Origin of the sequence: Streptomyces avicenniae (assembly GCF_000719135.1) — a bacterium.
In the GTDB taxonomy this organism is placed as follows: Bacteria; Actinomycetota; Actinomycetes; order Streptomycetales; family Streptomycetaceae; genus Streptomyces; species Streptomyces avicenniae.
On sequence record NZ_JOEK01000059.1, the window covers coordinates 1 to 302 of the forward strand.

Consider the following 302-nt stretch of genomic DNA (forward strand, 5'->3'; position numbering starts at 1 on the left):
GTGCAGGCCGGTCACGGTCTTCCTCAGCGCCTGCGCCCGGCTCGTCCTCAGGATGTTCCGGGTGGAGCCCAAGGACGAGGTCGAGGCGGTCTTCACCAGCGAGCAGCTCAACCAGCTCGTCGAGGACTCCGGCCAGGCCGGACTGCTCGACCCCGAGGAGCAGGAGCGGCTGGAGGACGCGCTGGAACTGGGCTCCCGCCCGGTCACCGACGTCCTCCTGGACCGCGCCTCGCTGGTGACGGTGCGCCCCGCGGTCACCCCGGGGGAGATCGTGGCGCTGACGGCCCGGACCGGGTACTCCC

1 pseudogene is annotated in these 302 nt (G+C 72.5%); it reads left to right on the top strand.

Features of this window, described 5'->3' with window-relative positions:
• A pseudogene (locus IF27_RS29740) lies at positions 1 to 302 on the top strand (hypothetical protein); the annotation flags it as partial.